The following is a 25,812-nucleotide window of genomic DNA, read 5'->3' on the forward strand; positions in this document are numbered from 1 at the left end:
GACAATCATGTTGGATTATGAAACGTTGCGGTTCATTTGGTGGCTGCTGATCGGCGTCATCCTGGTGGCATTTATGGTAACTGACGGGTTTGATATGGGTGTCGGTTGCCTGCTCCCGCTGATAGCGCGCAACGATGACGAACGCCGGGTATTGATCAATAGCGTCGGCGCCCACTGGGAAGGAAACCAGGTATGGTTGATCCTCGCGGGCGGGGCATTATTCGCCGCCTGGCCACGGGTCTATGCCGCCGCGTTTTCCGGTTTTTATGTGGCGATGATCCTGGTGCTGTGTGCCCTCTTCTTTCGCCCGCTGGCCTTTGATTATCGGGGTAAAATCGCCAATGCCCGCTGGCGCGCGCTGTGGGATACCGGTCTGGTTATCGGCAGCCTGGTGCCCCCCGTTGTATTCGGCATCGCGTTCGGCAACCTGTTTTTAGGCGTGCCGTTTGCCTTCACGCCGCAGCTTCATGTTGACTATTTTGGCACCTTCTGGCAGTTACTCTCGCCCTTTGCCCTACTGTGTGGATTATTGAGTCTGTCGTTGGTGATTATGCAAGGAGGCGTCTGGTTACAGTTGAAAACGGAGGGCGTTATTCGTCAACGGGCTCTGTCGGCCACCCGCCACAGCGCGCTGCTGATCGTGATCTGCTTCCTGCTGGCCGGTTACTGGCTGTGGGCCGGCGTTGATGGCTTTGTCTTACTCACGCAGGATGCCAACGGCCCTTCCAATCCGCTCTTAAAAGGCGTGGCGATACTCCCTGGCGCATGGATGAACCACTTTATACGCTCGCCGCTACTGCTCATCATCCCGTTGCTCGGTATGATCCTGCCGATTCTGGCTTTCTATGCCTGCCTTCGCGGTCAGACTATTCGTGGATTTCTGTTCGCTTCCCTGACCCAGGCCTGCGTCATCTTTACCGCCGGCATAACGCTATTTCCTTTTGTGATGCCGTCGAGTGTTAGTCCTCTCTCCAGCCTGACGGTGTGGGACAGCACCTCCAGCCAGATGACGCTCGAAATCATGCTGGTGATTGTGCTGATTTTTCTGCCGATCGTACTGCTCTATACGCTATGGAGCTATTACAAAATGTTGGGGCGTATCAACCTGGAGACCCTCCGCCGCAACGATCATGAACTTTATTAGGGAGCGGGAGCGATGTGGTATTTACTGTGGTTTGTCGGCATTCTGCTGATGTGCTCACTGTCGACACTGGCTCTGGTATGGCTTGAGTCGCGTCAACAATAAAGAGGTAAACCGGGGCCAGCGCCGTCTGACTCCGGTTATTTTTATCTTTTTACGCGCCTGGCGAAGACGTTTCCCCGCCGACAGGACGACATAACATTGATACATGTCGTTATCATAACGTTTACTTTTAGAGGTGCGTCATAATTATGACAAATAGCCGCCTTGCACATGTTTCGCATATTTAAGCAAATAATTGCATAATTAGCGATATATCACCTCTTATAACGGATAGTTAACCACTTCTCATCCAAAAACATAACGAAAATCCAACTGCCTGCCATTTTTGATCTGAGTTAATTGTTTAAAAAAGTGTTAAATTTATCGCTACATGGTGTGATCTACTATGTACCACGGTCAATTAAAGAACATATTACTTTTATCACTAAGGTTTATCATGGATAAGTTATCTTACGCTTCAGATAGCAGCACATCTGCCTGGAATACCTACCTGCAACAAATCGAGCGTGTGGCCCCTTATCTGGGCGAGTTATCCCCCTGGGTGGATACTCTGCGCCACCCAAAACGCGCTCTGATCGTCGATATTCCGGTACAAATGGATGATGGCACTATTCGTCATTTCGAAGGATATCGCGTGCAGCACAACCTCTCCCGAGGTCCGGGTAAAGGCGGTGTTCGCTACCATCCTGACGTTGATCTCAATGAAGTGATGGCCCTGTCAGCATGGATGACCATCAAATGTGCCGCGCTGAATCTGCCGTACGGCGGCGCCAAAGGCGGCATCCGCGTCGATCCGTTCTCGCTGTCGGAAGGTGAACTGGAGCGTTTGACCCGCCGCTATACCAGCGAGATCGGCATTATCATCGGGCCGCAGAAAGATATTCCTGCGCCGGATGTCGGCACCAACGGTAAAGTGATGGCCTGGATGATGGATACGTATTCCATGAATCATGGCACGACGGTCACTGGCGTCGTCACCGGTAAGCCTATCCATCTTGGCGGTTCGCTGGGTCGTGAAAAGGCGACGGGGCGCGGCGTTTTCGTCAGCGGGCTGGAAGCCGCGCGTCGGGCGAATATCGCCGTTGAAGGCACTCGCGTTGCGGTTCAGGGTTTTGGTAACGTCGGCAGCGAAGCCGCGCGTCTGTTTGCAGGCGCTGGCGCCCGTGTCGTGGCGATTCAGGATCATACCGCGACGCTGTTTAACGCCACCGGTATTGACATGAAGGCGCTCACGGCATGGCAGACAGAACACAAACAGATAGCCGGTTTCCCGGGCGCGGAAACTATCGCCAGCGATGCGTTCTGGCGTCTGGAGATGGATATTCTGATCCCGGCGGCGCTTGAAGGCCAGATAACTCGTCAGCGCGCGGAAGCCCTGACGTGTAAGCTGGTGCTGGAAGGGGCTAACGGCCCGACCTATCCGGATGCTGATGATGTTCTGGCCAGCCGTGGTATCCTTGTGGTGCCTGACGTGGTCTGTAACGCAGGCGGCGTAACCGTCAGCTACTTCGAATGGGTACAAGATATGGCCAGCTTCTTCTGGAGCGAAGAGGAAATCAACGCTCGCATGGACAAAATCATGACCGACGCGATCGTCCATGTCTGGGAGAAAGCGGCTGAGAAATCCTGTTCTCTGCGCACCGCAGCCTATATTGTCGCCTGTGAGCGCATTCTGTTGGCCCGTAAAGATCGCGGTATCTATCCGGGTTAAGGCTACAAGTTATTGCGCTAAAATCCACGTCCCGGCGTGGATTTTTTGTCTGTATACCCCGTTTTCCACGCGCGCGCCGATAAATTCTGTCTCAATAAAATGTCTGTTTGTTCGCAAAATAGCGGTTCAATCACGCGTATCTGGTCATCGTAGACTAAGGTTTTGTCATGGTAAATGCCGTTGGCTTTGGCTCACCGCTAAGGAGATAACTTGATGATACCCCCAGAGATTCGCCGTTCTGTTCTACTGCAGAAAGCCATAAAACTGGCGCTGGCAGGGACGCTGCTGACGTTTGCATCGTTTTCGGCGACTGCCGCAGACCCGTCTTCCGACACTGAAACTCCGCAGCCGCCGGATATTTTGCTTGGCCCGCTCTTTAATGATGTCCAGAATGCAAAACTCTTCCCCGATCAGAAAACCTTTGCTGACGCTATACCTAATAGCGATCCGCTCATGATTCTTGCGGATTATCGTATGCAGCGGAACCAGTCCGGCTTCGATTTGCGTCATTTTGTTGATGTTAACTTCACCCTGCCGAAAGCGGGTGAAAAATATGTCCCGCCTGCCGGGCAGTCATTGCGTGAACATATTGATGGCCTGTGGCCGGTGCTGACCCGTTCAACTAAAAACGTCGAAAAGTGGGACTCGCTCTTGCCGTTGCCTGAATCCTATGTCGTGCCAGGTGGACGATTCAGAGAGATTTACTACTGGGACAGCTATTTTACGATGCTGGGGCTGGCGGAAAGCGGGCACTGGGATAAGGTGGCGGATATGGTGGCGAACTTTGGTTACGAAATTGACGCCTGGGGGCATATTCCTAACGGCAACCGTACCTACTACCTGAGTCGTTCGCAGCCGCCTTTCTTTGCGTTTATGGTTGAGTTACTGGCGCAACATGAAGGTGACGATGCGCTGAAAGAATACCTGCCGCAACTGCAAAAAGAGTACGCCTACTGGATGGAGGGCGTTGAGACATTGCAGCCAGGGCAACAAAACCAACGCGTCGTCAAACTGGAAGACGGTAGCGTTCTCAACCGCTACTGGGACGATCGGGATACGCCCCGCCCTGAATCCTGGGTTGAAGATATCGCTACCGCCAAAAGCAACCCCAACCGCCCGGCAACGGAGATCTATCGAGACCTCCGATCTGCCGCCGCCTCCGGCTGGGATTTCAGTTCCCGCTGGATGGATAATCCGCAGCAGCTCAGTACCATCCGTACCACCACGATTGTCCCTGTCGATCTTAACGCTCTGCTGTATCAGCTGGAGAAAACCCTTGCCCGCGCCAGCGCTGCGGCGGGCGATCGGGCCAAAGCCTCGCAATATGACGCGCTGGCCAACGCGCGGCAAAAAGCCATTGAAATGCATCTGTGGAATAACAAAGAGGGTTGGTATGCCGACTACGATCTGAAGAACAATAAAATCCGTGACCAACTCACCGCTGCCGCGCTGTTCCCGCTCTATGTAAACGCCGCCGCGAAAGATCGCGCCGCGAAAGTGGCGGCGGCGGCCCAGGCGCATCTGCTACAGCCTGGCGGGCTGGCTACCACCTCGGTTAAAAGCGAACAGCAATGGGATGCGCCAAACGGCTGGGCGCCGTTACAATGGGTCGCTGCCGAAGGATTGCAAAATTATGGGCAGGATGACGTGGCAATGGAAGTCACCTGGCGCTTTTTAACCAATGTGCAGCACACCTACGATCGCGAGAAAAAACTGGTCGAAAAATATGACGTCAGCAGTACCGGAACCGGCGGTGGCGGCGGCGAATATCCCCTTCAGGACGGCTTTGGCTGGACCAACGGCGTGACGCTGAAAATGCTCGATCTGATTTGTCCGCAGGAAAAACCGTGCGATAGCGTACCGTCTACTCGTCCGGCATCGTTAAGCGCAACGCCGACAAAAACGCCGTCTGCAGCGACGCAGTAACGCGTGTTTATAGTAGGTTGACCCGGCGCTGACCGGGTCAACGCTTACACGTTTTGCAGCGGTTAGCCGCGGCGCAGAAGGCGGAAAATCACCAGCACCACGATCGCGCCCACCACGGCGACCAGGAAACTGTGCAGATTGAAGCCGCTGATACTGCCGCCAATACCAAACATCGTCGCCAGCCATCCGCCAACGACCGCCCCGACGATACCGAGAATACAGGTCAGGATAAATCCCCCGCCATCGCGCCCCGGCATAAGCAATTTGGCGATAACGCCGGCAATCAAACCAAAAATAATCCAGGCGATAATTCCCATTTGCAAACCCTCTTTCCAGTAAAAACGTTTTAAGTATAGGCAAAGTCGAGCGTCGCATTTCTGAACACTGATTTATCTCGCGGACATAAAAATTTATTTATCGCTATTAAGTTCTTTCTACCGATGCCGATAACCCAACGATAGTCTGCGTATCAGGGGTTATTTCGTGTGAGTGGTTACAATGAGCAGTTCCTGAAAAAAAATCCATTAGCGATATTAGGCGTGCTACGGGATTTAAATAAAAATCAGGTTCCACTGCGTATTTCATGGGCGAATGGTCAATTCATCAGTAAAATTTTGGCGGTAGACCCGGAAAAACTCATCGTGGATTACGGCAGCCAGGAATATGAAAATAGCGCCGTATTACGCGCCGGGCAGGTAGCCATTATCGCAGAAACGCAGGGCGCAAAAGTCGAGTTCACGTTGCCGCAACTCGTTACAGGCGAATATCAGCGGCTGCCGGCCTTTATCACGCCCCTGCCGTCGTCACTGTGGTTTGTCCAGCGCCGGGAGTATTTTCGTATTGGCGCGCCGCTGTATCCGCCTTATTACGGCGTCACCACGCTACCGGACACCCGTACGTTACGTTTTCGCCTGTTTGATCTTTCCCTGGGCGGCATGGGCGCGCTACTGGAATCCGCCATCCCCGACGGACTAATCGAAGGCGCGCGCTTTTCGCAGGTTGAACTGAACATGGGGCAATGGGGTATTTTTCACGTTGACGCCCAGCTTATCGCCATCAGCGAGCGTAAGGTGATTGATGGGAAAAATGAAACGATCACCACTCCCCGCCTGAGCTTTCGTTTCCTTAACGTTAGCCCGGCGGTGGAGCGGGAGTTGCAGCGGATTATTTTTTCGCTTGAGCGCGAGGCCCGAGAAAGAGCGAATAAAGTGCGAGAATAATCTTCACGCTAAACTACATGGCGTCCAGCGCCTGCTGAAGCTTCCAGATATAGCGCGGCGCCTGCGGCGCGGGATGATTATCAACAACATGCTCAAAAAACTCGTCCGCATCCAGATCGTTAATTTTTTCTATCGCCTTCTTCCTGTCGGATGAAAAAGTACGCAATAACGCGCCTGCGCCGTTAGCATAAGAGACGACCAGCGCATATTGCATCACCTGCGGATCTTTGATGCCGGCCAGCGGCCCATTTTCCAGAATGCTCAGATACGCCGCGCCCATTGAGATGTTACGCTCAGGGTTTTTCAGCTCGCTGGTGGTCGGTTCGCCACGCCAGCCCATGCGACGGTAAACGTCGCGCCCGGAGGTCGATGCCTTTAACTGCATCAGGCCAATCGCATTGGATTTACTGACCGCGTTAGGGTTGCCGCCGGATTCAATGGCGATAATCGCGGTGATTAAATGCGGATCAACCCCCCATGCCGCCCCGGCTTTTTCACTGATGGGCATCCACTGCATCGCACGCTTTACAGGCACTTCGGCATTCCACGGCGGATTCCTGTAATCCTGTTTTGAGCTACAGCCAGCCAGTATTACTACCAAAAAAGCAAACCATCTTAATTTCACGTCATCTATCCTTATAGCCGTAACTTATCTGTCGAAGAGGTCATACCGCCCCGGCCAGGCACTTAGGTTGCATCCCTGGTGCGCATCCAGAAACGTCGCACAACGAGGGACATCGCCTAATATATGCGGCATGATATACATTTGCATTCTATTGTCAGCAAGGAATTACCATGTCTCTGTTTCATTTAATCGCCCCCTCGGGCTACTGTATTAACCAACAGGCCGCGTTACGCGGCGTTCAGCGCCTGACTGACGCGGGTCATCAGGTGGAGAATGACGAGGTGATTCGTCGCCGCTTTCAGCGTTTTGCCGGTACGGACGCGGAACGGTTGGCCGATGTTAATTCGCTGGCCTCGCTAACGTCGCCGGATACAATCGTCATGCCGGTTCGCGGCGGCTATGGCGCCAGCCGCTTGTTGGATCGTATCGACTGGCAGGCGCTCGCCTCCCGGCAACAGCGCGATCCCTTACTGATTTGCGGTCATAGCGATTTTACGGCGATTCAGGCTGGACTCCTGGCGCAGGCCAATGTCATCACCTTTAGCGGTCCTATGCTGGCGGCAAATTTTGGCGCCGAAACGCTGAATACGTTCACCGAGCAACATTTCTGGCTGGCGCTACGCAAGGCGCAATTTACCGTAGAGTGGCAAGGTGACGGCCCTCAGTGCGACGCACAGGGCACCTTATGGGGCGGAAATCTGGCGATGTTGATTTCCCTTATCGGTACGCCCTGGATGCCGACTATCGATAAAGGAATTTTAGTGCTGGAAGATGTCAATGAGCATCCTTTCCGGGTGGAGCGTATGCTTTTGCAACTGGAGTACGCCGGAATTTTAAACCGCCAGAGCGCCATCGTTCTCGGCAGCTTTAGCGGCGCGGCGCCCAACGAGTATGACGCCGGCTATTCTCTGGAGAGCGTCTACGCGTTTTTACGTTCCCGTCTGTCCGTTCCGCTGATTACCGGTCTCGACTTCGGGCATGAACAGCGTACGGTAACGCTCCCTATCGGGGCAAACGCGACGCTTAAAAATACGCGCCAGGGGACTCAACTCACTTTATCTGGTCATCCTACGCTGCAATTGTAAAAAAAGTCCCCGACAGGCTAAGTAAAACGCTGCCCTGGCCGTTATTATGTTAATGTTAAATAATACGAAGTCGTGTGAGTCAGGAGATATAAAACGTTGGATGCTGCAACAATTATTAGTCTATTTATTTTAGGTTCCATCCTTGTAACCAGCAGTATCCTGTTAAGTTCATTCTCATCGCGACTGGGTATCCCGATTCTGGTCATTTTTCTCGCCATTGGGATGTTAGCGGGTGTGGATGGCATTGGCGGTATTCCTTTCGATAATTATCCTTTCGCTTATATGGTCAGTAACCTGGCGCTGGCGATTATTTTACTCGATGGCGGCATGCGCACCCAGGCCAGCTCTTTCCGGGTAGCGCTGGGCCCCGCGCTGTCGCTGGCGACGCTCGGCGTACTAATCACGTCGGGGTTAACAGGTATGATGGCCGCCTGGCTGTTTCATCTGGATCTTATCGAAGGTCTGCTTATCGGCGCGATAGTCGGTTCCACTGACGCCGCAGCGGTCTTTTCTCTGCTTGGCGGCAAAGGGCTAAACGAACGTGTAGGCTCCACGCTGGAGATCGAATCGGGAAGTAACGACCCGATGGCCGTTTTTCTGACCATTACATTAATTGAGATGATCCAGAAGCATGAAACCGGCCTGGACTGGATGTTTGCCGTCCATATTATCCAACAGTTCGGTCTCGGTATTGTTTTTGGCCTGGGCGGCGGTTACCTGCTACAGCAGATGATCAACCGTATTTCTCTGCCCAGCGGCCTGTATCCGATGCTGGCGCTCAGCGGCGGTATTCTGATTTTTGCTTTGACGACCGCGCTTGAAGGCAGCGGCATTCTCGCGGTCTATTTGTGCGGATTCCTGTTAGGAAACCGCCCGATTCGCAACCGTTACGGCATCCTGCAAAACTTTGACGGACTGGCCTGGCTGGCGCAGATCGCGATGTTCCTGGTCCTGGGGCTGTTGGTGACGCCTTCCGATCTGTGGCCGATTGCCGTCCCTGCGCTTATTCTCTCTATCTGGATGATTTTCTTCGCCCGCCCACTGTCGGTGTTTACCGGCCTGCTGCCATTTCGCGGCTTCAATCTTCGGGAGCGCATTTTCATCAGTTGGGTCGGACTGCGCGGCGCGGTGCCGATTATTCTCGCCGTTTTCCCGATGATGGCCGGGCTTGAAAACGCTCGCCTGTTCTTTAATGTCGCTTTCTTTGTGGTACTGGTGTCGCTGCTCCTGCAGGGAACATCGCTGTCATGGGCGGCGAAGAGAGCTAAAGTGGTCGTGCCTCCGGTTGGCTGGCCAGTATCGCGCGTGGGGCTTGACATCCATCCTGATAATCCGTGGGAGCAATTCATTTATCAGTTGAGCGCCGACAAATGGTGCGTCGGCGCGGCGTTGCGCGACCTGCATATGCCGAACGAAACCCGCATTGCCGCGCTATTTCGCAATAATGAACTGTTTCACCCCACGGGTAGCACTCGCCTGCAGGAAGGCGACGTACTCTGCGTGATTGGCCGGGAGCGCGATCTGCCAGCGCTGGGCAAATTGTTTAGCCAGTCGCCGCCGGTTTCGTTAGATCAGCGTTTCTTTGGCGATTTTATCCTCGAAGCGAATGCGAAATTCGCCGACGTGGCGCTTATCTACGGGCTGAAAGAAGGAACGGAATACCGGGATAAACAACAAACTCTGGGTGAAATCATACAGCAGCTGCTGGGCGCTGCGCCGGTCGTCGGCGATCAGGTGGAGTTTGGCGGCATGATTTGGACGGTAGCTGAAAAAGAAGATAACGTGGTACGCAAGATTGGGGTACGCGTCGCCGAAGACGGAGCAGAATAAGGTCGCCTGGCAACGTCGACCCGCCCCCAGGTGGACCGGTCGACGCCTTAGTCTGAGTTAGGTTACGTTGTCACAAATGGCACGCGCGGCGCTACGGCGCACAGTAGCTCATAGCCCAGCGTGCCTGCCGCAGAGGCGACATCATCGACCTTAATTTCTTTGCCCCATAATTCAACCGGCGTGCCGATTCCCGCCTGCGGACACGGCGTCAAATCCACCGCCAGCATATCCATTGAAACGGTGCCTACTGTTCTGGTACGGATACCGTCCACCAGCACAGGCGTCCCGGTCGGCGCATGGCGTGGATAGCCATCGGCATAACCCGCCGCGACGATGCCAATGCGTTGTTCCTGAGTCACAGAATACCCTCCGCCATAGCCTACCCTTTCACCCGCGCTCAGCGTCTGCACGCCAATAATTTCGCTACTCAGCGTCATCACAGGTTTTAGTCCGGTATCGGCAATATCCCGCCACTGTCCTGACGGCGACGCGCCGTACAAAATAATGCCCGGCCTGACCCAGTCATAATGCGCCTGGGGATGCCACAGCGTCGCTGCCGAATTTGATAACGAGTATGAACATTGAAGGCCTTCCGTCGCCAGCGCAATACGCCTCATCGCCTCCCCGATACCTTCCGGATGATCGGCCTGAGCGAAATGTGACATCAGGGTCATTTCACCGACATTGCGCATTGCCCGCAATTGCTGCCAGACGGTCTGCGCCCGCTCAGGCTGAAAACCGAGTCGGTTCATGCCGCTGTTGACTTTGACATAGATATCCAGCGGCGCGTTAAGCCGCGCATTTTGCAGCGCTTTCAACTGCCAGTTACTGTGGATGCAGGTGGTCAGCCGATAAGTGTCATACGCCTCCAGGTCTTGCGCATGGAAAAACCCCTCCAGCATCAATATCGGCCCTTTCCACCCGCGCTCACGCAGGGTAATCGCCTCTTCAAGGTTGAGCATAGCGAAACCATCTGTGGCGCCCAGCGCGCTCCAGACGCGTTCAATACCGTGGCCGTAGGCGTTGGCTTTCACTACCGACCAGACGCGCGCCTCTGGGGCCGCCCGGCGCACAATAGCCAAATTTTGTTTCATTACCTGTAAATCAAGGCTGGCCTGTATAGGGCGGGTCATTTCACTTCCTTTATCAGTTATGCGCGCTATGCAAACGTTGCGGGGGGGGGGGCGTAAAATCGGAACGGTATCGCGCCACGCTCAGATCGTCGTAGGATATCGCTGGCGTGCGACCCGACAAGATATCGCTTAACAACTGGCCTGAACCGCAGGCCATCGTCCAGCCTAAGGTGCCGTGTCCAGTATTAAGCCACAGATTTTTATAACGGGTGCGTCCTACTACCGGCGTGCCGTCCGGCGTCATGGGGCGCAGGCCGGTCCAGAATGTGGCCTGCTCAATATGACCGCCGCGCGGAAAGAGATCGCGCACAACCATCTCCAGCGTCTCGCGGCGCGGTTGCAGTAAGTCGGTATTAAAGCCCACGATTTCCGCCATTCCCCCCACGCGAATACGCTTATCAAAACGCGTAATAGCGATTTTGTAGGTTTCATCAAGAATCGTCGATACCGGCGCGCCGTCTGGCTCGACGATTGGGATGGTTAATGAATAGCCTTTCAGCGGATACACCGGGATATCAACAATGCCTTTAAGCATCGCCGTCGAATACGATCCAAACGCCATAACATACGCATCTGCTTTAATGATCTCATCGGCGCATTTCACGCCGTAAATCTGATCATTTTCGTACAGTAATTTTTCCACGGGAGTATTAAAGCGAAAGGTTACGCCCGCCTGCTCCGCCATGCGCGCCAGACGCTGGGTAAAGAGCTGACAGTCCCCGGTTTCATCATTCGGTAAGCGCAGTCCGCCGGTTAATTTATGCGCAACCTCAGCCAGAGCGGGTTCAACTTCCGCCAGTCGGCTGGATTCCAGGAGCTGATACGGCACCCCGGCATCTTCCAGCACGGCGATATCACGGGTGGCGTTCTCATACTGTTGCGCGGTGCGGAAGAGTTGTAGCGTTCCCCCCTGGCGGCCTTCATATTCGATACCGGTCGCGGCGCGTAGCGTTTTCAGACAGTCGCGACTATATTCCGCCAGGCGCACCATGCGGCCTTTATTTTCCATATAATGCCGGGTATCGCAGTTACGCAGCATTTGCCACATCCACTTCAGTTGAAATGGGGTGCCATCCAGACGCACCGCCAGCGGCGCATGGCGCTGGAACATCCATTTTATCGCCTTCAGCGGTACGCCAGGGGCCGCCCAGGGCGCCGCATATCCCGGTGAAATTTGTCCGGCATTCGCCGCGCTGGTTTCTTGCGCCGGGCCGGATTCGCGATCGATGACGGTGACATCATGCCCCGCCTGACTCAAGTACCAGGCGCTGGTCACGCCAACTACGCCACTCCCCAGGATGACAACTAGCATAGCCACTCCGTTAATAGTAAAAGAACAATCTTCTGATTACATCTTGATAACCCAGATGAAAATATTATTCAACATATGACTTTTTTATGGTGACGTGCTTCACATATACCCTAAAGACAAGCGATCCCACTGGTTTGGGATCTCCTGCTACGCGGCATGGCTATACAGCATAAAATGATGCCAATACCCGATTTTTTGCCGTTCAATGTGGAGGAAATCGCAAAGAAAAGTTTTCACGATCAAGTCGTTTTTTAACATGGTGTTCTATGCTTGAAAGGAGGCGCTCCATACAGAGAGCGTCGCCAACAATGAGGGTGCGCGAATGGCAACGATTGATTCCATGAACAAGGACACCACACGTTTGAGCGATGGACCCGACTGGACATTTGATCTGCTGGATGTCTATCTGGCAGAGATAGACCGCGTGGCGAAGCTCTACCAACTGGATACTTACCCGCACCAAATTGAAGTCATCACTTCCGAACAGATGATGGACGCCTACTCCAGCGTCGGGATGCCGATCAACTATCCGCACTGGTCGTTTGGCAAAAAGTTCATTGAGACGGAACGTCTGTATAAGCATGGTCAACAAGGACTGGCTTATGAAATTGTGATCAACTCTAATCCCTGCATTGCCTACCTGATGGAAGAGAACACCATCACCATGCAAGCGCTGGTCATGGCGCACGCCTGTTACGGCCACAACTCCTTTTTTAAAAATAATTATCTCTTCCGGAGCTGGACGGATGCCAGCTCTATCGTCGACTACCTGATTTTCGCCCGGAATTACATTACCCGCTGTGAAGAACGCTACGGAGTGGATGAAGTAGAAAAACTGCTCGACTCCTGCCACGCGCTGATGAATTACGGCGTCGATCGCTATAAGCGCCCGCAGAAAATCTCGTTGCAGGAAGAGAAAGCGCGACAAAAAAGCCGGGAAGAGTATCTACAAAGCCAGGTGAATATGCTGTGGCGCACGCTGCCAAAACGCGAGGAAGAAAAAACTGTCGCCGAAGCACGCCGCTTTCCCGCTGAACCGCAGGAAAACCTGCTCTATTTTATGGAGAAAAACGCCCCGTTGCTCGAGCCGTGGCAGCGCGAAATTCTGCGCATCGTGCGTAAAGTCAGCCAGTATTTTTATCCGCAGAAACAGACGCAGGTCATGAACGAGGGCTGGGCGACCTTCTGGCACTACACCATCCTGAACCATCTGTATGATGAAGGCAAAGTGACGGAACGCTTTATGCTGGAGTTTTTACACAGCCATACCAATGTCGTATTTCAGCCGCCCTATAATAGCCCCTGGTATAGCGGAATTAACCCCTATGCGCTCGGCTTTGCCATGTTCCAGGATATCAAACGTATTTGTCAGTCGTCCACGGATGAAGATAAATACTGGTTTCCGGATATTGCCGGTTCCGACTGGCTGGAAACGCTGCACTTCGCCATGCGCGATTTTAAAGATGAAAGCTTTATCAGTCAGTTCCTGTCGCCAAAAGTGATGCGTGATTTCCGTTTCTTCACGGTACTTGATGATGACAGGCATAATTATCTGGAGATCTCCGCCATTCATAACGAAGAAGGTTATCGGGAGATTCGATCAAAACTGTCGTCACAGTATAACCTGAGCAACCTGGAGCCGAATATTCAGGTCTGGAATGTGGATTTACGCGGCGACAGATCGCTGACGTTGCGTTATATCCCGCATAACCGCGCACCGCTGGATAAAGGCCGCAAAGAGGTGCTGAAACATGTGCATCGGTTATGGGGCTTTGATGTGATGCTGGAGCAACAAAATGAGGATGGCAGCGTAGAACTGCTGGAGCGTTGTCCGCCGCGCATGAACATGCTGTAATCGAGATGCTGCCCGGTAGTGTTTGCGCTTACCGGGCATCGCGGGATTATCGTCCCTGAATCGCTAAATCGCCGGGCAGATTTTTCTGCATCCGATGCCAAATCTCGCCGCTGTCATGCCCGTAACGTCGCACCGTTTCATACACCTGGTCGTGCGCGCCCTGCTCGCATAACGACGATAATTTATGATAGAAACCCAGTGCCAGACTGCGCGCTTCCGGATTGGCGAAATAGTGGCGACCAATGCGGGTGTATAACCCTTTCATGCCGTTCAGGATCAAGCCGTAAATAGGATTGCCGGAGGCGAATGCCAGACCACGAAAGATGTTATAGTCCAGATCGGCGAATGCATCGGCATGGTCGGCCACTTCGTGGGCTGTGGCCAGCACTTCCTGCGCCTTATCCGGGTGTTGACGCAACGCGGTACGAATAAAGATAGTAGAAATATTGGTACGCACCGACAACAAATTGTCGATCAGTTGCGGAACGCTTTCATGATCAAGGCGGGCCAGCGTTTCAAGGATATTCAGCCCTGACGTTTCCCAAAAATTATTAACCTTTGTCGGTTTGCCATGCTGAATGGTCAGCCAGCCATCTCGCGCCAGCCGCTGTAACACCTCGCGTAATGTCGTGCGCGTCACGCCGATCAGTTCGGAGAGTTCTCGTTCTGCCGGTAAGATCGTGCCAGGAGGAAAGCGGTTATTCCAGATACTTTCAATAATATACTCTTCCGCGAAACCCGCCGGGCTCTGCGCCTTAATGACCATAGTGAGATTTCCATTACACAGCAAAACATAGTTGTACTCATCATACCAGACGGGCGTAACACCTGATAGCGGACGCAATGAAGAAAAAGGGGATCAAGGCACCATTTCTGATATCGCCTGCCAATATCGTTAAGGACTTGCTTGCATTCGTCGCGCTCGCTACTCTCTGTGTTTAAACATAAAAACGCTATTTCATTTTTCTAGGTAAGGAAAAATTTCATGGAGATCTCATGGGGTCGCGCCATGTGGCGCAACTTTTTAGGCCAGTCGCCCGACTGGTACAAACTGGCACTACTTGTCTTTTTAATTATTAACCCATTCATTTTCTTAGCTAATCCCTTTATTGCCGGTTGGCTGCTGGTGGCAGAGTTTATCTTCACCCTGGCGATGGCGTTAAAGTGTTACCCCCTGCTGCCCGGCGGGTTACTGGCCATTGAAGCCGTCATCATCGGCATGACCAGCGCCGCCCATGTACGTGAAGAGGTTGCCGCCAACCTGGAAGTCTTGCTGCTGCTGATGTTTATGGTGGCAGGCATCTACTTTATGAAGCAGTTATTGCTGTTTATTTTTACCCGTCTGTTACTCAGTATCCGCTCGAAGATGGTTCTGTCGCTGGCCTTTTGCGTCGCCGCCGCATTCTTGTCGGCTTTCCTTGACGCGCTTACCGTCGTTGCGGTGGTGATCAGCGTCGCCGTCGGTTTTTACGGGATTTACCATCGTGTGGCCTCATCGCGCGGCGAAGAGAACGATATGCTGGACGACAGCCATATCGATCCGCATTACAAAACGGTGCTGGAGCAATTCCGCGGATTCTTGCGTAGCCTGATGATGCATGCAGGCGTGGGGACGGCGCTGGGCGGTGTCATGACCATGGTCGGGGAGCCGCAAAACCTGATCATCGCTAAAGCGGCTGGCTGGCATTTCGGCGACTTCTTTTTGCGGATGTCGCCTGTCACCGTCCCGGTACTGGTATGTGGACTGTTAACCTGTATGCTGGTCGAGAAAATGCGCTGGTTTGGCTATGGCGAAACGTTGCCCGAAAAAGTCCGCGATGTTTTACAGCAATTCGACGATCAAAGCCGTAAGAAGCGCACCCGCCAGGATAAAATTAAACTAATAGTCCAGGCGGTTATTGGCGTCTGGCTGGTTACCGCCCTCGCCCTCCATCTCGCGGAGGTGGGACTGATTGGTCTGTCGGTCATTATTCTGGCCACCGCGTTAACGGGTGTAACCGATGAACACGCCATCGGCAAAGCGTTTACCGAGTCGCTGCCGTTTACTGCGCTGTTAACCGTTTTCTTCTCCATTGTGGCGGTTATTATCGATCAACATCTTTTCGCGCCGATTATTCAGTTCGTCTTGCAAGCCTCTGAACACGCGCAGCTAACGCTGTTCTATCTCTTTAACGGCCTGTTGTCTTCCATCTCAGATAACGTCTTTGTCGGCACCATTTATATCAACGAAGCGAAGGCGGCAATGGAAAACGGCGCAATCAGCTTAAAACAGTTTGAGCTGCTAGCCGTGGCCATCAATACCGGTACTAACCTGCCATCGGTAGCGACGCCAAATGGTCAGGCGGCATTCTTATTCCTGCTGACCTCCGCGCTGGCGCCGTTAATCCGTCTCTCCTATGGCCGTATGGTCTGGATGGCGTTACCGTACACTATCGTACTGACCCTGATAGGGCTACTGTGCGTCGAATTCACTCTTGCGCCGGCCACCGAATGGATGACTCAGGCAGGATGGTTAGCAACGCTTTCGTAACGTTTGGCCGGGCAATACACCGCCCGGCTCCGATTTTTGCCTGATAATTATCCAATTACACATTATTTCATTTCCCGCTAGTGGCGCACGAATTGAATTGGTTTACACTGCGGTCTCTACGCATGTTGCAGGGAAATTATTATGTTGCGATTTTTAAACCAGTGCTCACGGGGTCGGGGCGCATGGTTACTGATGGCGTTTACCGCCCTGGCGCTGGAAATGGTGGCGCTGTGGTTCCAGCACGTCATGTTACTTAAACCTTGCGTGCTATGTATTTACGAACGTTGCGCCCTGTTTGGCGTGATGGGCGCGGGTCTGGTCGGCGCAATAGCGCCGAAAACGCCGCTGCGATACGTGGCAATGGTTATCTGGATTTACAGCGCCTGGCGGGGTCTACAACTGGCGTATGAACATACGATGGTTCAGTTGCATCCCTCGCCGTTCATGACCTGTGACTTTATGGCGCGCTTTCCAGACTGGTTGCCGTTGGGTAAATGGCTGCCACAGGTGTTTGTGGCATCCGGTGATTGCGCCGAACGCCAGTGGTCGTTTTTAACGCTGGAGATGCCGCAATGGCTGTTGGGGATCTTTGCCGCTTACCTTGTGGTGGCGATAGCCGTCGTCATAGCCCAGGCATTTAAGCCTAAAAAACGCGACCTGTTCGGTCGTTGATACACACGCTCCTTCGGGAGCGTTTTTTTTGCCCGAAGCGTTGTTTGCCAGTGATTAAAAGGTGTATATTAAATACATCTTTTAATCACCACATCAGGGAGATGTCTTATGTCCCACTTACGCATCCCGGCAAACTGGAAAGTTAAACGCTCTACCCCCTTTTTCACCAAAGAGAATGTTCCGGCGGCACTGCTCTCTCATCACAACACAGCGGCAGGCGTTTTCGGACAACTCTGCGTGATGGAAGGCACCGTGACCTACTATGGCTTTGCGAATGAAACCGCGACAGAACCAGAAGTGAAAGTGGTGATTAATGCCGGGCAATTCGCCACCAGTCCGCCGCAATACTGGCATCGGGTAGAGCTGAGCGATGATGCGCGGTTCAACATTCATTTTTGGGTAGAGGAAGACCATCAGGGCGAGGAAATGTATCAACAGAAAAAAGCCTGACATCGGTAAACCAGTCACCACTGGGCGGCGTCCCGCCCAGTAGCCAGGTGATTAATGGCGCTAATTAAACGCTAGAGTAGTTTAATTTTAACGTGGTATCCCTCAAGCCCTTTCATCGTTTCTCGCGGCGCGAACTCTATTTCGGAAACCTCTTGCCCGGTTTTCTTCCGTAGTTCGGCGACCTTTTTGCTAATGAGTGCCGCGATTTCCTCTTCTGCTTTATGTGTCAACTCTTCGCTGTTCATTGATTTCCTCCTTTGAACTCGCAAACGGCTAAGCGCAATAAGACAGTGTCGTCATGGACGCGCTACTATTTTAACGTACAAAAAATTATAGGCTATCTTTCTGAGGATTATCAGGATGTTTCGCTTTAGAAGATGTAAAAAACCGCCTGGCACAGACGGTGCATCAGGCGGTTGGTTAATAGCACAAGACGCTATCTACGAGGATCTTCAACCTCATTCTGGGTATCCGGGTCGAGAGGATCGTCTCCCTCTGGCGTATCCGGAATATTTTCACCAGGAAGCGGCTCATCCTCTGGTAATGGATCGACTAAATCAGGACGTTCAGACATAAAGCCTCCAACGAACCATAGTTATTAAAGATACCCTACAGCACTACTTTTGGTTTTTCTTTGGATTTTTTCCTTCGTCTTCGGGTGTCTTATCAGGCTTCCTGGGCTGATCCTTTGAAACGCGCAACGGTTGGTTATTCATGGGGTAACTCCTCAGGATAGGCAGCGATATACTGCTTTGAAAGTATAGAGTCGCCGCCATACGTGCGCGAGCGCAGCGACAAGGCGCGTCAGGGAAGAATAGAAGGCAGTGATAACGCCAGGTGACGGAATTTGCACGCAATTCTTGGTTTCAGGGGCCGCCCGGCGTAAATTAAAGAATTGTAAACAATCAGCCGTTTTGCCGAAGACTTATTCTGCCCACGACGGTTTATTTAAAATATGATCCTGCCAGTCCCGTACTTCGGATTCTTTAACCGCGATATGACGGACAGAAATTCGCTCGCCATGCATAGCGGCTTTCGATCCAGTCAGCAGCGGATGCCACGTCGGCAAGGGCTTACCTTCCGCCAACAAACGGTAGGCGCAGGTCATCGGCAACCATTCAAAGTCTGGCAAGTTTTCGCGAGTGAGTTTGATACAGTCGGGTTCAAATTCAAAACGGCGTTCATAATGACGGCACTGGCACGTTTTGATATTTAATTGCCTGCACGCCACGTTGGTGAAGTAGATTTCATCTGTATCTTCATCCATCAGCTTATGCAGGCAGCATTGACCGCAGCCATCGCACAGCGACTCCCACTCGGCATCGGTCATTTCATCCAGGGTTTTACGTTGCCAGAAAGGTGTATCGCTCATTAAAGTATCCGCCATTGCACTAAAGCTGCACCTTATAACCAGTCTGGCCTGCAGATGCAAGTTTTACCGCCGCTGAAGGCGGCAAGCAGATTTTACAGAACGCGGGTAGACAACGTTTCGCCATTAAAACGAATGTCCAGCTCATCGCCGCTTAATAATGGCCCCACGCCTGCCGGCGTGCCGGTTAGCACCACGTCCCCGGCTTTGAGCGTAAAATAGCGGCTCATATAGGCGATAAGAGGCACAATAGGATGAATCATATCCGCGGTCGACCCTTGCTGGCGAACCTCGCCATTAACGTTAAGTCCGATAACCGTATTTTGCGGATCGCCGCAGAAGGCCGCGACAGGGATGAAGCCTGAAATCGGACATGCGTTATCAAAACCTTTGGCTTTTTCCCAGGGCTGTCCGGCCTTTTTCATTTTCCCTTGAATATCGCGCAGGGTTAAATCAAGCGCCACGCCATAACCGGCTATCGCTTTACGTACATGATCTTCGGTCGCCTGGCGGAGCGTTGCGCCAATCAGCACGGCAAGCTCAACTTCATGATGAACAGCGCCCATATCCGCCGGAATCGCCAGCGGCTGGCGAATATCACACAATGCGGTTTCCGGCTTGATAAAAAGCACGGGTTCTTCCGGCGTCGCGCTGCCCATCTCCTTGATGTGATTTGCGTAATTACTGCCCACGCAGACCACTTTACTTACCGGGTAATCAAGCAAGGCGCCTTGCCAGTTACGATGTTGATACATATTTTCCCCTAAGATCATGATGGAATTCAGGCGCGGCGCCGAATACCGTTTAACGGTCAGCGGACGACGTATTTTGTCCCACCGAAGAAAGATGTTGTTTCAGCAAATCTTCCGGCGGCGGCGGCAATTGTAAATAATAGCCCTGCTCGCTTAACGCCTGTTTTACTTTTTCGAGCTCGGCATTGACTAATTTTTTACGTCCATCAAGCGGCAGCATCATCGCTAACTGCGGCTGACCGAATCCTTTCATCAACGCTTCAGGCACCCGCGAAAAATCGTCTTTTTTTTCGACATACAAATAGGTTTGATCGCGCTTGCTACTTCTATAGATCACACAAAACATACTTTTACTCTGAATTAACGGGATGGTGACTTGCCTCAATATAATACTGACTATAACATGCCTTCTGGACTTCGGAATATCACTCCGTATCGGAGATGATAAATAGCAAATTGAGTAAGGCCAGGATGTCAAACACGCCAATCGAGCTTAAAGGCAGTAGCTTCACCTTATCAGTGGTTCATTTGCATGAAGCGGAACCAGAGGTTATTCGTCAGGCGTTAGAAGACAAAATAGCGCAGGCTCCTGCGTTTTTAAAACACGCCCCTGTCGTTATTAACGTTAGCGCTCTTGAAAGCCCGGTAAACTGGCCGGAACTGCATAAGATCGTGACCTCAACCGGCTTACGCATTATCGGCGTGAGCGGCTGTAAAGACGCCAGCCTGAAAGTAGAAATCGATCGGATGGGTCTTCCTTTACTGACTGAAGGTAAAGAGAAAGCGGTTCGGCCTGCGCCCGTTGAGCCGGCAACGCCCAGCGAGCCGCCGCAAAACGCTAATCCCATCACAAAAACGCGATTAATTGATGTTCCGGTTCGTTCCGGTCAGCGCATTTATGCTCCACAATGTGATCTGATTGTTACAAGTCACGTCAGCGCTGGCGCAGAGCTTATCGCTGACGGCAATATCCATGTCTATGGCATGATGAGAGGTCGCGCGCTGGCAGGGGCGAGCGGCGATCGGGAAGCGCAAATTTTTTGTACCCATCTGACGGCAGAACTGGTCTCTATCGCAGGTGTTTACTGGCTGAGTGATAAAATCCCGGCAGAATTTTATGGCAAAGCGGCGCGCCTGCGTTTAGCAGACAACGCTTTGACAGTTCAACCGTTGAATTGATCCCTTTTTAACAAGGAATTTTTATGGCACGCATTATTGTTGTTACTTCGGGTAAAGGGGGCGTTGGCAAGACCACCTCCAGCGCGGCCATCGCTACAGGTTTGGCCCAGAAGGGAAAGAAAACTGTCGTCATTGATTTTGATATCGGACTGCGTAACCTCGATCTGATTATGGGGTGCGAACGTCGTGTCGTTTACGATTTTGTAAACGTCATTCAGGGCGATGCGACACTGAATCAGGCGCTGATCAAAGATAAGCGTACTGAAAATCTCTTCATTCTTCCGGCGTCGCAGACCCGGGATAAAGACGCGCTAACGCGCGAAGGCGTCGCTAAGGTACTGGACTCACTGAAAGCGATGGACTTTGAGTTCATCGTTTGCGACTCGCCGGCGGGTATCGAAACCGGGGCGCTGATGGCGCTCTATTTTGCCGATGAAGCGATCATCACGACTAACCCGGAAGTCTCTTCTGTCCGTGACTCGGACCGTATTCTGGGTATTCTGGCATCGAAATCTCGTCGCGCAGAAAATGGCGAAGAACCGATTAAAGAACATCTCCTGTTGACGCGCTACAATCCAGGCCGCGTCAATAAAGGCGACATGCTCAGCATGGAAGATGTACTGGAGATTCTGCGTATTAAACTCGTCGGGGTGATCCCGGAAGATCAATCCGTACTGCGCGCATCGAACCAGGGCGAACCGGTGATTCTTGACGCCACTGCGGATGCGGGTAAAGCCTATGCAGATACCGTAGATCGTCTGTTGGGAGAAGAACGTCCTTTCCGCTTCATTGAAGAAGAGAAGAAAGGTTTCCTCAAACGCCTGTTCGGAGGATAAATTATGGCATTACTGGATTTTTTTCTCTCGCGGAAAAAGAGTACCGCTAATATTGCAAAAGAGCGGTTGCAAATCATTGTCGCGGAACGTCGCCGTAGCGATGCCGAACCGCATTATTTACCGCAGTTACGTAAAGATATTCTTGAGGTCATTTGTAAATACGTACAAATCGATCCGGAAATGGTTACCGTCCAGCTTGAGCAAAAAGATGGTGATATCTCCATCCTTGAACTTAACGTAACGCTGCCGGAAGCCGAAGAGTCAAAATAAGCTCTTTTATGGGAAAATTCCTGGATTAAAAAAGGCAGAAGAATCTGCCTTTTTTATTTTTTTACATTATTCCGAATACGGACATTTATTTCACTGGCCGTTTTCCCGGCAATTACCGTCGTTAACGCGGATACTCCTGCAACAGAAGAGTTAACTTCTCCGCCATCAGTTCGGCGCGCCAGCCGGAAATCAATTCCGGTTGCCCATTTTGCGGTTTTAATTTCCAGTGCCAGTTAAGCAACTGATTAATCTGCCGACGCGATGCCAGTAGCTCGCCGCTGACGTGATGCGACGCGCTCACCTCCGCCACCAGCGCTTTGATGGCCTTAAACGCTTTGCGATAGCCCGGCATGTCCATCAGATTCAACAGGGGTTCCGGCAATGCCTCTTCCGGTAGCGCCTGTGCTTTCGCCACCAGCGATATCAACGTCTTGCCGTGAAAACGAATCTCGCTGCCGGAAAGCCCCAGGCTATCCAGCTCACCGAGACTGCCCGGCATATAACGCGCGACCGCCCACAGGTTTTCTTCACGCACAACAAAGTTCACCGCCATATCGCGCTCACGCGCCTTACGTAGCCGCCAGTCAGCTAAAAGTTGCAGACAGGCTAACTGGCGAGTACGCAGTTGCCAGGCATTGGTGATATCCCGCCATGCTTCTTCCGGCGCCTGAATCTCCTGACGGCGCTGCTGCATCAACCGACACTCATCAAGCGCGGCAGGCAGCCATCCTGCGGCTTCAGTTTCAATCATCAGCTTTTTGGCGATCGGTAACAGATACCAGACATCCGCCGCCGCGTATTCACACTGACGTTCGCTTAAAGGCCGGGCTAACCAGTCGGTACGAGACTCGCTTTTGTCCAGCGCCACGCCCGTATACTCTTCTACCATCGACGCAAAACCCCACGACAGCGGACGCCCGCAAAACGCCGCCAGAATTTGCGTATCAATCAGGGGTTCCGGCAGTTCGCCAAACGCATTCAGAAATACTTCCAGATCTTCGCTACCCGCGTGCAGAAATTTGGTGATTCCCGTATCGCGCAACACCGCTTTTAACGGCGACCAGTCGCTGATGCCGAGCGGATCGATCAGGGCGACATTTGCCCCGTCAAATAACTGGATCAATCCTAACTGCGGGTAATAGGTGCGGGTACGGACAAATTCCGTATCTAAAGCAATAGCCGGACATGCGCGGACAGCCTCACACAGGCTCGCCAGCGCATCGTCCGTTTCAATCATTTGGTAATTCAAATCGTGTTCTCTTTGGTTCGCGCCAAAAAAAACGCCGGCTTAACCGGCGTCTCTCGTTAGCTGACTTAACGCTCAGGCTTTATTGTCTACTTTGCCACGGGCTTCGTCACGCAGTTCTCGTCGTAAAATTTTCCCAACGTTAGATTTTGGTAATTCCTCGCGAAACTCGACCTGTTTGGGCACCTTATATCCGGTCAGATGGCGACGGCAGAAGGTGATCAACGCATCGTCAGTCAATGCCGGATCTTTCTTAACCACAAAAAGCTTCACCGCTTCGCCGCTACTACCGGAAGGCACGCCAACCGCCGCGACTTCCTGCACGCCAGAATGCTGCATCACCACATCTTCAATTTCGTTTGGATAAACGTTGAAACCAGAAACCAGAATCATATCTTTCTTACGATCGACAATCCGCAGAAAGCCGTCTTCATCCATAACCGCAATATCGCCCGTATGCAGCCAGCCATCTTTAATGATTTCATCCGTCGCGTCAGGACGCTGCCAGTATCCCAGCATAACCTGCGGGCCTTTCACGCAAAGCTCTCCGGCCTCACCCGGCGCGACTTCGTTGTCATCGTCATCCACCAGTTTGGCTTCTGTTGACGGTACTGGCAGGCCGATACTGCCGCTGTGATAATCAATATCATGCGGGTTGACGCTCACCAGCGGGGCGCACTCGGTCAGCCCGTAGCCTTCCAGCAGGTATTGCCCGGTCAGCTTTACCCAACGTTCCGCAACGACGTTTTGCACCGGCATCCCGCCGCCGGCTGACAGATGCAGCGAAGAAAAATCCAGCTGTTGAAACTCTTTATTATTGAGCAGGGCGTTGAATAGCGTATTAACGCCAGTCATCGCCGTAAATGGATATTTCGCCAGCTCCTTGACCAGGCCGGGGATATCACGCGGATTGGTAATCAGCAGGTTTTGCCCACCCAGCTCGATAAAAAGCAGACAGTTCATGGTTAAGGCAAAAATGTGATACAGCGGCAGCGCGGTCACTACCAGCTCTTTCCCCGGGTGCAGCAGCGGCCCATAGGTCGCTTTCACCTGCTCCAGATTCGCCAGCATATTGCGGTGGGTCAACATCGCGCCTTTCGCCACGCCCGTCGTACCGCCAGTATATTGCAGGAAAGCCAGATCTTCAGCGACAACCTCGGGTTTGACATACTGCATACGGTAGCCATGCTGTAGCGCGCTGCGAAACGAGATCGCATCTGGCAAGTGGTATTTTGGCACCAGACGCTTGATGTATTTCACGACAAAGTTAACAACCGTACCTTTGGCGGTAGAAAGCTGGTCGCCCATCCGCGTCAGAATAACGTGCTGTACCGACGTTTTCTCGACCACTTTTTCCAGCGTATGGGCAAAGTTAGAAACAATAATGATTGCCGCCGCGCCGCTATCGTTAAGCTGATGCTCAAGTTCGCGCGGCGTGTAAAGCGGGTTAACGTTCACCACAATCATGCCGGCGCGTAAAATACCAAATAGCGCGACAGGATACTGCAACAGGTTTGGCATCATCAGCGCCACACGGTCGCCTTTTTTGAGTCCCAGCCCTTGTTGTAAATAAGCCGCAAATGCCCGACTACGTTCTTCTAATTTACGGAAGGTCATTACCTCCCCCATATTGACGAACGCAGGCTGATCGGCATAGCGCGTCGCCGCATGTTCAAACAGTTCAACCAGGGATTGATAACGGTCAGGGTTGATCTCCGCCGGAACATCAGCAGGATAACGGTTAAGCCAAACCTTCTTCAATGCATCACCTCTAAAATGAGTGTTCGTCGTCATCACAACCCCAGTTAATAAACAAGTCGTTAACATTATATTAACTCAGCGTACCAGTTTATTAATTACGCAACTGAAAGGTTGCGAAGCGCGTCACTATTTATTTTTATTATGTCTCTATGAATGCAGAAACAGCGGACCAGCCGCTGTTTCTTTTATTGATAAAACAAAGAGTTACTCTGTTACTATCGTCTGAACCTCCGCGGGTCCAGGGTTATACCATCCCCAACCGCCATAGCCATAAGGCCAGGCGCGTCCGCCGTAAAACCACGGATCGATCGGCTGTGGAGGCATGACGACCTGCTGAACAAGATGCCAGCGTTTATAGCCGGTAGCCTGCATCAGCATAAATTTATACGGCGTATTGCCGATTTTACCGTCAACCGTGCCGGTTATCGGGCCGACAACGGTAACTAACTGGCCACGGAAGTCCACCGGGTCCAGAAAACCGTTCACATCGGCAAAAATTCTGCCGCGCGAGGCTTCGCCCAGAACAGGACGCGCGCCGCTATCAAGCGGTACGGTCGCGATTTCAAGCCGGGTTTTTCCCTGCTGATTTTGCACCGCCACAACTTTGCCGCCAAAACGCGCCTCTTGCCCGATATAGAGCTGCGGCGCATTCATCACCCGCACCAAATCCTGCTGCGGCGTCGGACTCGAACCTTTAATGGCATCCGGGATAGTCACGCAACCGCTCAGCATAAGCGCAAAAGCGCACGCCAGCGCCCCTTTTATTAACCGTTTTTGAACCGCCATGATGCGACTCCTTTTTCTCGACCTCTATTCCACCCCACAGCATAAAGTATGGGGGGTAAT

General features: G+C 52.5%; 27 protein-coding genes. 14 read left to right on the forward strand and 13 right to left on the reverse strand.

What is annotated here, in order from left to right; all coding sequences use genetic code 11:
* Positions 1-7 precede the first annotated feature (7 nt).
* The 4 genes from appB to J4728_RS20340 all read left to right on the forward strand — a co-directional run bounded on the left by appB (position 8) and on the right by J4728_RS20340 (position 4,841).
* Positions 8-1,144, forward strand: coding sequence for a cytochrome d ubiquinol oxidase subunit II (appB, locus tag J4728_RS20325; protein ID WP_000888110.1), 1,137 nt, complete (start codon positions 8-10; stop codon positions 1,142-1,144).
* 12 nt (positions 1,145-1,156) lie between these two features.
* On the forward strand, positions 1,157-1,246 hold the full coding sequence (gene cbdX / locus J4728_RS20330; RefSeq protein ID WP_000270301.1) for a cytochrome bd-II oxidase subunit CbdX: 90 nt from the start codon (positions 1,157-1,159) through the stop codon (positions 1,244-1,246).
* 394 nt (positions 1,247-1,640) lie between these two features.
* Entirely contained in the window at positions 1,641-2,915 is a 1,275-nt protein-coding gene (locus tag J4728_RS20335) for a Glu/Leu/Phe/Val family dehydrogenase (protein ID WP_095471920.1), read from the forward strand.
* 213 nt (positions 2,916-3,128) lie between these two features.
* Complete coding sequence (locus J4728_RS20340) at positions 3,129-4,841, forward strand: alpha,alpha-trehalase (RefSeq protein ID WP_208212360.1); 1,713 nt, start codon at positions 3,129-3,131, stop codon at positions 4,839-4,841.
* Positions 4,842-4,903: 62 nt separating this feature from the next.
* On the opposite strand, the gene J4728_RS20345 is transcribed toward J4728_RS20340, so the two are convergent.
* Complete coding sequence (locus J4728_RS20345; RefSeq protein ID WP_000511320.1) at positions 4,904-5,158, reverse strand: GlsB/YeaQ/YmgE family stress response membrane protein; 255 nt, start codon at positions 5,156-5,158, stop codon at positions 4,904-4,906.
* 168 nt (positions 5,159-5,326) lie between these two features.
* On the opposite strand from J4728_RS20345, the gene ycgR reads away from it, so the two are divergent.
* Positions 5,327-6,061 (forward strand): flagellar brake protein YcgR, encoded by a 735-nt coding sequence (gene ycgR, locus J4728_RS20350; protein ID WP_001525167.1) that lies wholly within the window; start codon positions 5,327-5,329, stop codon positions 6,059-6,061.
* Positions 6,062-6,074: 13 nt separating this feature from the next.
* Here the strand turns inward: ycgR and emtA are convergent, their stop codons facing one another.
* Entirely contained in the window at positions 6,075-6,686 is a 612-nt protein-coding gene (gene emtA / locus J4728_RS20355) for a membrane-bound lytic murein transglycosylase EmtA (protein ID WP_000776974.1), read from the reverse strand.
* A gap of 170 nt (positions 6,687-6,856) precedes the next feature.
* On the opposite strand from emtA, the gene ldcA reads away from it, so the two are divergent.
* Positions 6,857-7,771, forward strand: a complete 915-nt coding sequence (gene ldcA, locus J4728_RS20360) for a muramoyltetrapeptide carboxypeptidase (RefSeq protein ID WP_020438151.1) — start codon at positions 6,857-6,859, stop codon at positions 7,769-7,771.
* 96 nt (positions 7,772-7,867) lie between these two features.
* On the forward strand, positions 7,868-9,601 hold the full coding sequence (locus tag J4728_RS20365) for a potassium/proton antiporter (RefSeq protein WP_208212338.1): 1,734 nt from the start codon (positions 7,868-7,870) through the stop codon (positions 9,599-9,601).
* 62 nt (positions 9,602-9,663) lie between these two features.
* Here the strand turns inward: J4728_RS20365 and dadX are convergent, their stop codons facing one another.
* Both dadX and J4728_RS20375 read right to left on the reverse strand, forming a co-directional pair.
* The gene (dadX, locus tag J4728_RS20370) at positions 9,664-10,734 is read right to left on the reverse strand and encodes a catabolic alanine racemase DadX (RefSeq protein ID WP_000197909.1); all 1,071 of its coding nucleotides are present in this window, start codon (positions 10,732-10,734) and stop codon (positions 9,664-9,666) included.
* Positions 10,735-10,747: 13 nt separating this feature from the next.
* Positions 10,748-12,046, reverse strand: coding sequence for a D-amino acid dehydrogenase (locus tag J4728_RS20375; RefSeq protein ID WP_208212340.1), 1,299 nt, complete (start codon positions 12,044-12,046; stop codon positions 10,748-10,750).
* Between the two features lie 322 nt (positions 12,047-12,368).
* Between J4728_RS20375 and J4728_RS20380 the strand changes: the two genes are divergently transcribed.
* Positions 12,369-13,901, forward strand: a complete 1,533-nt coding sequence (locus J4728_RS20380) for a SpoVR family protein (protein WP_208212342.1) — start codon at positions 12,369-12,371, stop codon at positions 13,899-13,901.
* A 46-nt stretch (positions 13,902-13,947) separates the two neighbouring features.
* Here J4728_RS20380 and fadR read toward each other — a convergent pair whose 3' ends face one another.
* Positions 13,948-14,667, reverse strand: coding sequence for a fatty acid metabolism transcriptional regulator FadR (fadR, locus tag J4728_RS20385; protein ID WP_000234826.1), 720 nt, complete (start codon positions 14,665-14,667; stop codon positions 13,948-13,950).
* 219 nt (positions 14,668-14,886) lie between these two features.
* On the opposite strand from fadR, the gene nhaB reads away from it, so the two are divergent.
* The 3 genes from nhaB (at position 14,887) to J4728_RS20400 (ending at position 17,553) form a co-directional block, all read left to right on the forward strand.
* Positions 14,887-16,431 carry a Na(+)/H(+) antiporter NhaB gene (nhaB, locus tag J4728_RS20390; protein ID WP_000406429.1) on the forward strand — a complete coding sequence of 515 codons (1,545 nt, stop codon included), beginning with the start codon at positions 14,887-14,889 and terminating at the stop codon, positions 16,429-16,431.
* A 141-nt stretch (positions 16,432-16,572) separates the two neighbouring features.
* Positions 16,573-17,103 carry a disulfide bond formation protein DsbB gene (dsbB, locus tag J4728_RS20395; protein WP_208212344.1) on the forward strand — a complete coding sequence of 177 codons (531 nt, stop codon included), beginning with the start codon at positions 16,573-16,575 and terminating at the stop codon, positions 17,101-17,103.
* 108 nt (positions 17,104-17,211) lie between these two features.
* On the forward strand, positions 17,212-17,553 hold the full coding sequence (locus J4728_RS20400) for a DUF1971 domain-containing protein (RefSeq protein ID WP_000018967.1): 342 nt from the start codon (positions 17,212-17,214) through the stop codon (positions 17,551-17,553).
* Positions 17,554-17,624: 71 nt separating this feature from the next.
* Here J4728_RS20400 and J4728_RS20405 read toward each other — a convergent pair whose 3' ends face one another.
* The 5 genes from J4728_RS20405 to J4728_RS20425 all read right to left on the reverse strand — a co-directional run bounded on the left by J4728_RS20405 (position 17,625) and on the right by J4728_RS20425 (position 20,020).
* The gene (locus J4728_RS20405; protein WP_001083582.1) at positions 17,625-17,798 is read right to left on the reverse strand and encodes a GnsA/GnsB family addiction module toxin; all 174 of its coding nucleotides are present in this window, start codon (positions 17,796-17,798) and stop codon (positions 17,625-17,627) included.
* Between the two features lie 191 nt (positions 17,799-17,989).
* Positions 17,990-18,127, reverse strand: coding sequence for a hypothetical protein (locus J4728_RS20410; protein WP_001519337.1), 138 nt, complete (start codon positions 18,125-18,127; stop codon positions 17,990-17,992).
* A gap of 351 nt (positions 18,128-18,478) precedes the next feature.
* Positions 18,479-18,925 carry a YcgN family cysteine cluster protein gene (locus tag J4728_RS20415; RefSeq protein ID WP_001285703.1) on the reverse strand — a complete coding sequence of 149 codons (447 nt, stop codon included), beginning with the start codon at positions 18,923-18,925 and terminating at the stop codon, positions 18,479-18,481.
* A gap of 92 nt (positions 18,926-19,017) precedes the next feature.
* Positions 19,018-19,677: a fumarylacetoacetate hydrolase family protein gene (locus tag J4728_RS20420; RefSeq protein WP_001519895.1), complete on the reverse strand. Its 660-nt coding sequence runs from the start codon at positions 19,675-19,677 to the stop codon at positions 19,018-19,020.
* A gap of 49 nt (positions 19,678-19,726) precedes the next feature.
* On the reverse strand, positions 19,727-20,020 hold the full coding sequence (locus J4728_RS20425) for a YcgL domain-containing protein (protein WP_001670513.1): 294 nt from the start codon (positions 20,018-20,020) through the stop codon (positions 19,727-19,729).
* 125 nt (positions 20,021-20,145) lie between these two features.
* On the opposite strand from J4728_RS20425, the gene minC reads away from it, so the two are divergent.
* From minC to minE, 3 genes are read left to right on the forward strand one after another with little or no spacing between them, the layout of a single operon-like run.
* The gene (minC, locus tag J4728_RS20430) at positions 20,146-20,853 is read left to right on the forward strand and encodes a septum site-determining protein MinC (protein WP_208212346.1); all 708 of its coding nucleotides are present in this window, start codon (positions 20,146-20,148) and stop codon (positions 20,851-20,853) included.
* Positions 20,854-20,876: 23 nt separating this feature from the next.
* Positions 20,877-21,689, forward strand: a complete 813-nt coding sequence (gene minD / locus J4728_RS20435; RefSeq protein ID WP_000101047.1) for a septum site-determining protein MinD — start codon at positions 20,877-20,879, stop codon at positions 21,687-21,689.
* 3 nt (positions 21,690-21,692) lie between these two features.
* Positions 21,693-21,959 carry a cell division topological specificity factor MinE gene (gene minE, locus J4728_RS20440; RefSeq protein ID WP_001185666.1) on the forward strand — a complete coding sequence of 89 codons (267 nt, stop codon included), beginning with the start codon at positions 21,693-21,695 and terminating at the stop codon, positions 21,957-21,959.
* A gap of 121 nt (positions 21,960-22,080) precedes the next feature.
* On the opposite strand, the gene rnd is transcribed toward minE, so the two are convergent.
* The 3 genes from rnd to J4728_RS20455 all read right to left on the reverse strand — a co-directional run bounded on the left by rnd (position 22,081) and on the right by J4728_RS20455 (position 25,752).
* The gene (rnd, locus tag J4728_RS20445) at positions 22,081-23,208 is read right to left on the reverse strand and encodes a ribonuclease D (protein ID WP_001109128.1); all 1,128 of its coding nucleotides are present in this window, start codon (positions 23,206-23,208) and stop codon (positions 22,081-22,083) included.
* 72 nt (positions 23,209-23,280) lie between these two features.
* Complete coding sequence (gene fadD, locus J4728_RS20450) at positions 23,281-24,966, reverse strand: long-chain-fatty-acid--CoA ligase FadD (RefSeq protein ID WP_000758418.1); 1,686 nt, start codon at positions 24,964-24,966, stop codon at positions 23,281-23,283.
* A gap of 204 nt (positions 24,967-25,170) precedes the next feature.
* Positions 25,171-25,752, reverse strand: a complete 582-nt coding sequence (locus tag J4728_RS20455; protein ID WP_000290594.1) for a Slp family lipoprotein — start codon at positions 25,750-25,752, stop codon at positions 25,171-25,173.
* Between the last annotated feature and the right edge of the window lie 60 nt (positions 25,753-25,812).

Source organism: Salmonella sp. 32070601201500089SM (genome assembly GCF_017573605.1).
GTDB classification, from domain to species: domain Bacteria; phylum Pseudomonadota; class Gammaproteobacteria; order Enterobacterales; family Enterobacteriaceae; genus Salmonella; species Salmonella enterica.